Here is a 6,862-nt window from a genome sequence, read left to right on the forward strand (position 1 = left end):
CTGGCGGTGGGTGAGGTGCTCACCACGGTGGCCTGCGCCCTGCGGATCGGCCCCGCCCCCACGCCCCGGCTGCGCGCCGCCGCGGCGCGTACGCCCTCCTAGGGCCCGGGCGCGCCGCCGGCCCCCCTGAGGCCGCCGGCCGGAGCACCCGGCCCCCGTACGCCCGGCGACGGGCGGCCTCCCCGGTGGGCGACAATGGACGCATGAGCTTGTTCCGGGACGACGGCGTCGTGCTGCGTACGCAGAAACTGGGCGAGGCCGACCGGATCATCACGATCCTGACCCGCGGCCACGGCCGGGTGCGCGCGGTCGCGCGCGGCGTGCGCCGCACCAAGTCCAAGTTCGGGGCACGCCTGGAACCCTTCTCCCACGTCGACGTGCAGTTCTTCGCCCGCGGCAGCGAACTGATCGGCCGCGGCCTGCCCCTGTGCACCCAGAGCGAGACGATCGCCCCGTACGGCGGCGGAATCGTCTCCGACTACGGCCGCTACACCGCGGGCACCGCGATGCTGGAGACCGCCGAGCGGTTCACCGACCACGAGGGGGAGCCCGCGGTCCAGCAGTACCTGCTGCTCGTCGGCGGGCTCCGCACGCTCGCGCGCGCCGAGCACGCGCCGAACCTCATCCTGGACGCGTTCCTGCTGCGCTCCCTCGCCGTCAACGGCTACGCACCCAGCTTCGACGACTGCGCCAGGTGCGGAATGCCCGGGCCGAACCGGTTCTTCTCCGTCGCCGCGGGCGGCGTCGTGTGCGGCGACTGCCGGGTGCCCGGCAGCGTCGTACCCTCGGCGGAGGCCGTCGAACTGCTGAGCGCGCTGCTCACCGGTGACTGGGAGACGGCGGACGCGTCCGAGGCGCGTCATGTCAGGGAGGGGAGCGGGCTCGTGTCCGCCTACCTGCACTGGCATCTGGAGCGCGGCCTGCGCTCGCTGCGGTACGTGGAGAATTGACACAGGGAGACGAGAGAAGCCCATGGCAGTACGCGGGATGCTCGGCGGCCGTAACCGGCGTGAGTACAAGACCCCCGAGCCGCACCCCTCCGGCGCCACCCCGCCGAAGATCCCCGGCGAGCTCGTGCCCAAGCACGTGGCCGTCGTGATGGACGGCAACGGGCGCTGGGCCAAGGAGCGTGGCCTCCCGCGCACCGAGGGACACAAGGTCGGCGAGGGCGTCGTGATGGACGTCCTCAAGGGCTGCATCGAGATGGGCGTCAAGAACCTCTCGCTGTACGCGTTCTCCACCGAGAACTGGAAGCGCTCGCCGGACGAGGTGAAGTTCCTCATGAACTTCAACCGCGACGTCATCCGCCGCCGGCGTGACGAGATGGACGAGCTGGGCATCCGCATCCGCTGGGTCGGCCGCATGCCCAAGCTGTGGAAGTCCGTCGTCCAGGAGCTCCAGGTCGCCCAGGAGCAGACCAAGGACAACGACAGGATGACGCTGTACTTCTGCGTCAACTACGGCGGCCGGGCCGAGATCGCCGACGCCGCGCAGCGCATCGCGCAGGACGTGGCGGCCGGGAAGCTGGACCCCTCGAAGGTCAACGAGAAGACCTTCGCGAAGTACATCTACTACCCGGACATGCCGGACGTGGACCTCTTCGTGCGCCCGAGCGGCGAGCAGCGCACGTCCAACTACCTGATCTGGCAGAGCGCGTACGCCGAGATGGTCTTCCAGGACGTCCTGTGGCCGGACTTCGACCGCCGCGACCTGTGGAGCGCGTGCCTGGAGTTCGCCCGGCGCGACCGGCGCTTCGGCGGCGCCGAGGAGGCGGCTCTGGAACAGGGCCCGGCCGTCTGACCACGGCGCTCCGGCGCCGCCGGACCACGGCCCGCCGGCCGGCGTCCGGGGACGGCGTCACGCCGGGCGGCCTTCGGGCCGCCCGGCGTCACGGTGCCGTCCCGGTCACTTCCGGGCGGGGTCCGACGCGCAGTCCGCGCACGTGCCGAAGATCTCCACCGTGTGCGCCACGTTCACGTAGCCGTGCTGCGAGGCGATGGTCTCCGCCCACTGCTCGACGGCCGGGCCCTCGACCTCGACCGCCTTGCCGCAGACCCGGCACACCAGGTGGTGGTGGTGGTCACCCGTCGAGCAGCGCCGGTAGACCGCCTCGCCGTCCGTGGTGCGCAGCACGTCGACCTCGCCCGCGTCGGCGAGGGACTGGAGCGTGCGGTAGACGGTCGTCAGCCCCACCGAGTCCCCCCGGTGCTTGAGCACGTCGTGGAGGTCCTGGGCGCTGCGGAACTCGTCGACCTCGTCGAGCGCCGCGGCGACCGCGGCCCGCTGCCGGGTGGACCGGCCGCGCACCGGAGCCGCGTTCGTGCCACTGATGGGCGCCGTCGCCACAGCTGCCTCCTCGTGTCGCCCGTACGTGTGTCGGGCCATTGTGCCAGCCCGGCCCGGCGGCACGGTCATACCCGCACGTCGTCCGCGGGTGGGCGCGCCGCCGGAACCTCCAGGGTGCACCGCGCCGGGTCCTCCTCGTGCGCGCGGGCCCGGCGGCGGGCCAGCGGTGCGGCGAGCGCGGTCAGCGCGACGAACGCGGCGATGGCGAGGAGCACGATCGTCGCGCCGGGAGGCACGTCACGGTAGTAGGAGGTCACGGTGCCGGCCAGGGTCACGGCCGTGCCGATGACGACGGACAGGACGAACGTCACCTTGAAGGACTTCGCGACCTGCTGGGCGGCGGCCACGGGGACGACCATCAGCGCGCTGACCAGCAGCAGGCCGACGACCCGCATGGCCACGGTGACCGTGACCGCCGCCGTCACGGCGACGAGCAGGTTCAGCGTGCGCACCGGCAGGCCGGTGACCCGGGCGAACTCCTCGTCCTGGCTCACCGCGAACAGCTGCCGCCGCAGCCCGACGGTCACCAGCACCACCAGGGCGGCCAGCACGACGATGGCGGTGACGTCCTCCTCGGAGACCGTCGACAGGGAGCCGAAGAGGAACGAGGTGAGGTTGGCGTTGGACCCGGAGCCGGAGAGGTTGATCAGCATCACCCCGCCCGCCATGCCGCCGTAGAACAGCATGGCCAGGGCGATGTCGCCGCGGGTGCGCCCGTACCAGCGGATCAGTTCCATGACGACGGAGCCCGCCACGGCGACGAGGGTGGCCATCCAGACGGGGCTGGCGGAGAGCAGGAAGCCGAGTCCGACGCCGGTCATGGCGATGTGGCCGATGCCGTCGCCCATGAGGGCCTGCCGGCGCTGGACGAGGTAGATGCCGATGGCGGGGGCGGTGATGCCGACCAGGACGGCCGCGATCAGGGCCCGCTGCATGAAGGGAGGTGTGAGGAATTCCATGATCAGGTCAGCAGTCCCGTCCGGAGGGGCTCGGCGGCGTGGGGGTGTACGTGGTCGTGCCCGGGCAGGGCGTGCTGCCCCACGGCCTCGGGGGGCGGCCCGTCGTGTGTGACGCAGCCGTCACGGAGCACGATCGCCCGGTCGATGAGCGGTTCCAGCGGGCCGAGTTCGTGCAGGACGAGCAGCACCGTCGTACCGGCGGACACCTGCTCGCGCAGGGTCGCCGCGAGGATCTCCTGACTGGCCAGGTCGACGCCGGCCATCGGTTCGTCCATGATCAGCAGCTCGGGTTCGGCGGCGAGGGCCCGTGCGATCAGGACGCGCTGGTGCTGACCGCCGGAAAGGGCGTTCACGGAGTCCCCGGCCCGGTCGGCGAGGCCGACGAGCTCGATGGCGCGGTCGACGGCCGCCCGGTCCGCCCTGCCGGGCAACCTCAGCTTCGTGCGGGACAGCCGTCCGGAGGCGACGACCTCGCGGATCGTGGCGGGGACACCGCCGGCGGCGGTGGTGCGCTGCGGGACGTAGCCGACGCGGGCCCACTGGCGGAAGCGCCGCAGCGGGGTGCCGAACAGCTCGACGGTGCCGCCGGTGAGCGGCACCTGGCCGATGACGGAGCGCACGGCGGTGGACTTGCCGGACCCGTTGGCGCCGAGCAGCGCGGCGACCTCCCCGCGGCGGACGGTCAGGTCGACGCCGCGCAGCACGGGGCGCGCGCCGAGCGTGGCCGTGGCTCCGCGCACACTGATCACGGGTTCGGGCGTACTGGGCTCGGGCACGATCGCCTCCGGTGCGGGTACGGGTGGTGCGTGGGTCACTTCGCGCCGAGCGCCTTCTGCAGCGCGGCGAGGTTGGACGTCATGACCTCGATGTAGTCATCGCCCTCGGAGGCGTCCGTGATTCCCTCCAGCGGGTCCAGGACGTCGGTCTTCAGGCCGAGGTCCTTCGCCAGGGTCCTGGCGGTCCTGTCACTGGCGAGGGTCTCGAAGAAGACGGTGGTGGCCTTGTTCTCACCGATGACGGAGTGGATCTCGCTGATCCGGGCGGGGCTCGGCTCGGCCTCGGGGTCGAGGCCCGCGATGCCCTCCTGGGTGAGGCCGTAGCGTTCGGCGAGGTAGCCGAAGGCGGCGTGCGTCGTGACGATCGTCCTGGTCGTGGTGTTCTTCAGCCCGTTCTCGTACGCGGTGTCCAGGGCGCCGAGCCTGCCGACCAGGGTGGTGGTGTTCCTGCGGTAGTCCGCGGCGTGGCCGGGGTCGGCCTTCTCCAGGGCTTTGCCGACCCCCTCGGCGACCTCCGCGTACCTCACCGGGTCGAGCCAGACGTGGGGGTCGAGGCCGGCCTTCCCGTCCTCGTGGTCCTCGTGCTCCTCACCCTCCTCGTGCCCGTGGTCGTGGCTGTCGACCTCGGTGCCGTGTTCCTCGAGGGTGGTGAGTTCGGTCGCGTCCACGGTGTTCTTCACGCCGGCCTGGCCGACGGCGTCGTCGACGGCGGGCTGGACGCCCTTGAGGTAGAGGATGAGGCCGGCGTCGCTCAGCCCGCCGATCTGCCGCGGTGAGAGCTCCAGGTCGTGCGGCTCCACGCCGGGCTTCGTCAGCGTGGTGACGGAGACGTGCGATCCGCCGATCTCCTCGGCGAGGTACTGCATCGGGTAGAAGGACGCCACCACGTTCAGCTTGCCGCCGTCCGCGGTGCCGCCCGTGTCCGAGGCGGAACAGGCGGAGAGCGCGGTGAGGCCGATAGCGGCTGCGCCCGTGACGGCGGCGGCGGGTATGAGGCGGCGTACGTTCATGACAGTCATTTTCAACAAAAGTGGAAACGATTGTCAACAAGGCGTATGAGATGCCCGGGGCGGGGGCTGCGGGCCGCGGCACCGCCCACCGATTTGATCCGGAGGGTGCGCCCGCCGGTAATCTGAGGCATCGGCCCGCACGTCCACCGACCGCAGCCCCCCACACAGGCGCCCCGGCGCCGCCGTTGCCGATATCGCCTTTGCCTGATCACCGTCCCCACCGAGGCGCTCCGCGCCACTCCCTGTCCCGTTTCGCCGTCGTAATGAAGAGAGCACCGTGGCCGCCGACAAGATCGACACCATCGTCAGCCTGAGCAAGCGCCGTGGCTTCGTCTACCCCTGCAGTGAGATCTACGGTGGCCAGAAGGCCGCCTGGGACTACGGGCCGCTGGGCGTCGAGCTGAAGGAGAACCTCAAGCGCCAGTGGTGGCGCTACATGGTCACCTCGCGCGAGGACGTGGTCGGTATCGACTCGTCGGTCATCCTTGCCCCCGAGGTGTGGGTCGCCTCCGGCCACGTCGCCACGTTCTCCGACCCGCTCACCGAGTGCACCTCCTGCCACAAGCGCTACCGCGCCGACCACCTGGAGGAGGCGTACGAGGAGAAGCACGGCAAGCCGCCCGTGAACGGGCTGGCCGACCTCAACTGCCCCAACTGCGGCAACAAGGGCACGTTCACCGAGCCCAAGCAGTTCTCGGGCCTCCTCTCCACCCACCTCGGCCCCACCCAGGACTCCGGCTCCGTCGCCTACCTGCGCCCCGAGACCGCCCAGGGCATCTTCACCAACTTCGGCCAGGTGCAGCAGACCTCGCGCAAGAAGCCGCCGTTCGGCATCGCGCAGATGGGCAAGTCCTTCCGCAACGAGATCACTCCGGGCAACTTCATCTTCCGCACGCGCGAGTTCGAGCAGATGGAGATGGAGTTCTTCGTCAAGCCGGGCGAGGACGAGCAGTGGCAGGAGTACTGGATGGAGCAGCGCTGGAACTGGTACACCGGCCTGGGCCTGCGCGAGGAGAACATGCGGTGGTTCGAGCACCCGCAGGAGAAGCTCTCCCACTACTCCAAGCGCACCGCCGACATCGAGTACCGCTTCCGCTTCGGCGGCAGTGAGTGGGGCGAGCTGGAGGGCGTGGCCAACCGCACGGACTACGACCTCAAGGCGCACTCCAAGGCGTCCGGCACCGACCTCTTCTACTTCGACCAGGAGAAGGGCGAGCGCTACACGCCGTACGTCATCGAGCCGGCGGCCGGTGTCGGCCGCTCGCTGCTGGCGTTCCTCCTGGACGCCTACAACGAGGACGAGGCCCCCAACGCCAAGGGCGTCATGGAGAAGCGCGCCGTCATGCGCCTCGACCCGCGCCTCGCGCCCGTCAAGGTCGCCGTCCTGCCGCTGTCCCGCAACCCGCAGCTGTCGCCGAAGGCCAAGGGCCTCGCCGCCGACCTGCGGCAGAACTGGAACATCGAGTTCGACGACGCGGGTGCCATCGGCCGCCGCTACCGCCGCCAGGACGAGATCGGCACGCCGTTCTGCGTCACCGTCGACTTCGACACCCTGGACGACAACGCGGTGACCGTGCGCGAGCGCGACACCATGAAGCAGGAGCGGGTCTCCCTGGACCAGATCCAGGCCTACCTCGGCTCCCGCCTCCTGGGCTGCTGACCGCACCCCGGCCGCGTACCGGAGCCCCCGTCCCCCCACGAGGGGGCGGGGGCTCCGCGCGCGTACGGAAGCCGGTCCCGCGCGGGGTCCGCGGGCGGCGCGAGGCGGCGC

The 6,862-nt window shown here is 71.2% G+C and carries 7 protein-coding genes; 3 read left to right on the forward strand and 4 right to left on the reverse strand.

Annotated features, from left to right (window positions below):
- Positions 1-203 precede the first annotated feature (203 nt).
- Complete coding sequence (gene recO / locus ABZ371_RS26835; RefSeq protein ID WP_358684155.1) at positions 204-950, forward strand: DNA repair protein RecO; 747 nt, start codon at positions 204-206, stop codon at positions 948-950.
- A 22-nt stretch (positions 951-972) separates the two neighbouring features.
- Positions 973-1,800, forward strand: coding sequence for an isoprenyl transferase (locus tag ABZ371_RS26840; protein WP_358684157.1), 828 nt, complete (start codon positions 973-975; stop codon positions 1,798-1,800).
- Between the two features lie 105 nt (positions 1,801-1,905).
- On the opposite strand, the gene ABZ371_RS26845 is transcribed toward ABZ371_RS26840, so the two are convergent.
- The 4 genes from ABZ371_RS26845 to ABZ371_RS26860 form a co-directional block, all read right to left on the reverse strand.
- Complete coding sequence (locus ABZ371_RS26845; RefSeq protein WP_358684159.1) at positions 1,906-2,346, reverse strand: Fur family transcriptional regulator; 441 nt, start codon at positions 2,344-2,346, stop codon at positions 1,906-1,908.
- 65 nt (positions 2,347-2,411) lie between these two features.
- Positions 2,412-3,305: a metal ABC transporter permease gene (locus ABZ371_RS26850; RefSeq protein ID WP_358684161.1), complete on the reverse strand. Its 894-nt coding sequence runs from the start codon at positions 3,303-3,305 to the stop codon at positions 2,412-2,414.
- A gap of 2 nt (positions 3,306-3,307) precedes the next feature.
- Positions 3,308-4,081, reverse strand: coding sequence for a metal ABC transporter ATP-binding protein (locus ABZ371_RS26855; RefSeq protein ID WP_358684167.1), 774 nt, complete (start codon positions 4,079-4,081; stop codon positions 3,308-3,310).
- 35 nt (positions 4,082-4,116) lie between these two features.
- On the reverse strand, positions 4,117-5,091 hold the full coding sequence (locus tag ABZ371_RS26860; protein ID WP_358684163.1) for a metal ABC transporter substrate-binding protein: 975 nt from the start codon (positions 5,089-5,091) through the stop codon (positions 4,117-4,119).
- A gap of 277 nt (positions 5,092-5,368) precedes the next feature.
- On the opposite strand from ABZ371_RS26860, the gene ABZ371_RS26865 reads away from it, so the two are divergent.
- Positions 5,369-6,751, forward strand: coding sequence for a glycine--tRNA ligase (locus tag ABZ371_RS26865; protein ID WP_358684165.1), 1,383 nt, complete (start codon positions 5,369-5,371; stop codon positions 6,749-6,751).
- Positions 6,752-6,862 lie beyond the last annotated feature (111 nt).

This window comes from Streptomyces sp. NPDC005899, from assembly GCF_040629645.1.
Classification (GTDB): domain Bacteria; phylum Actinomycetota; class Actinomycetes; order Streptomycetales; family Streptomycetaceae; genus Streptomyces.

Bases quoted from the DNA above. Each gene is read 5' to 3' on its own strand.
- recO (WP_358684155.1), top strand. From the start codon at position 204: ATGAGCTTGTTCCGGGACGACGGCGTCGTGCTGCGTACGCAGAAACTG.
- ABZ371_RS26840 (WP_358684157.1), top strand. From the start codon at position 973: ATGGCAGTACGCGGGATGCTCGGCGGCCGTAACCGGCGTGAGTACAAG.
- ABZ371_RS26850 (WP_358684161.1), bottom strand. From the start codon at position 3,305: ATGGAATTCCTCACACCTCCCTTCATGCAGCGGGCCCTGATCGCGGCC.
- ABZ371_RS26860 (WP_358684163.1), bottom strand. From the start codon at position 5,091: ATGAACGTACGCCGCCTCATACCCGCCGCCGCCGTCACGGGCGCAGCC.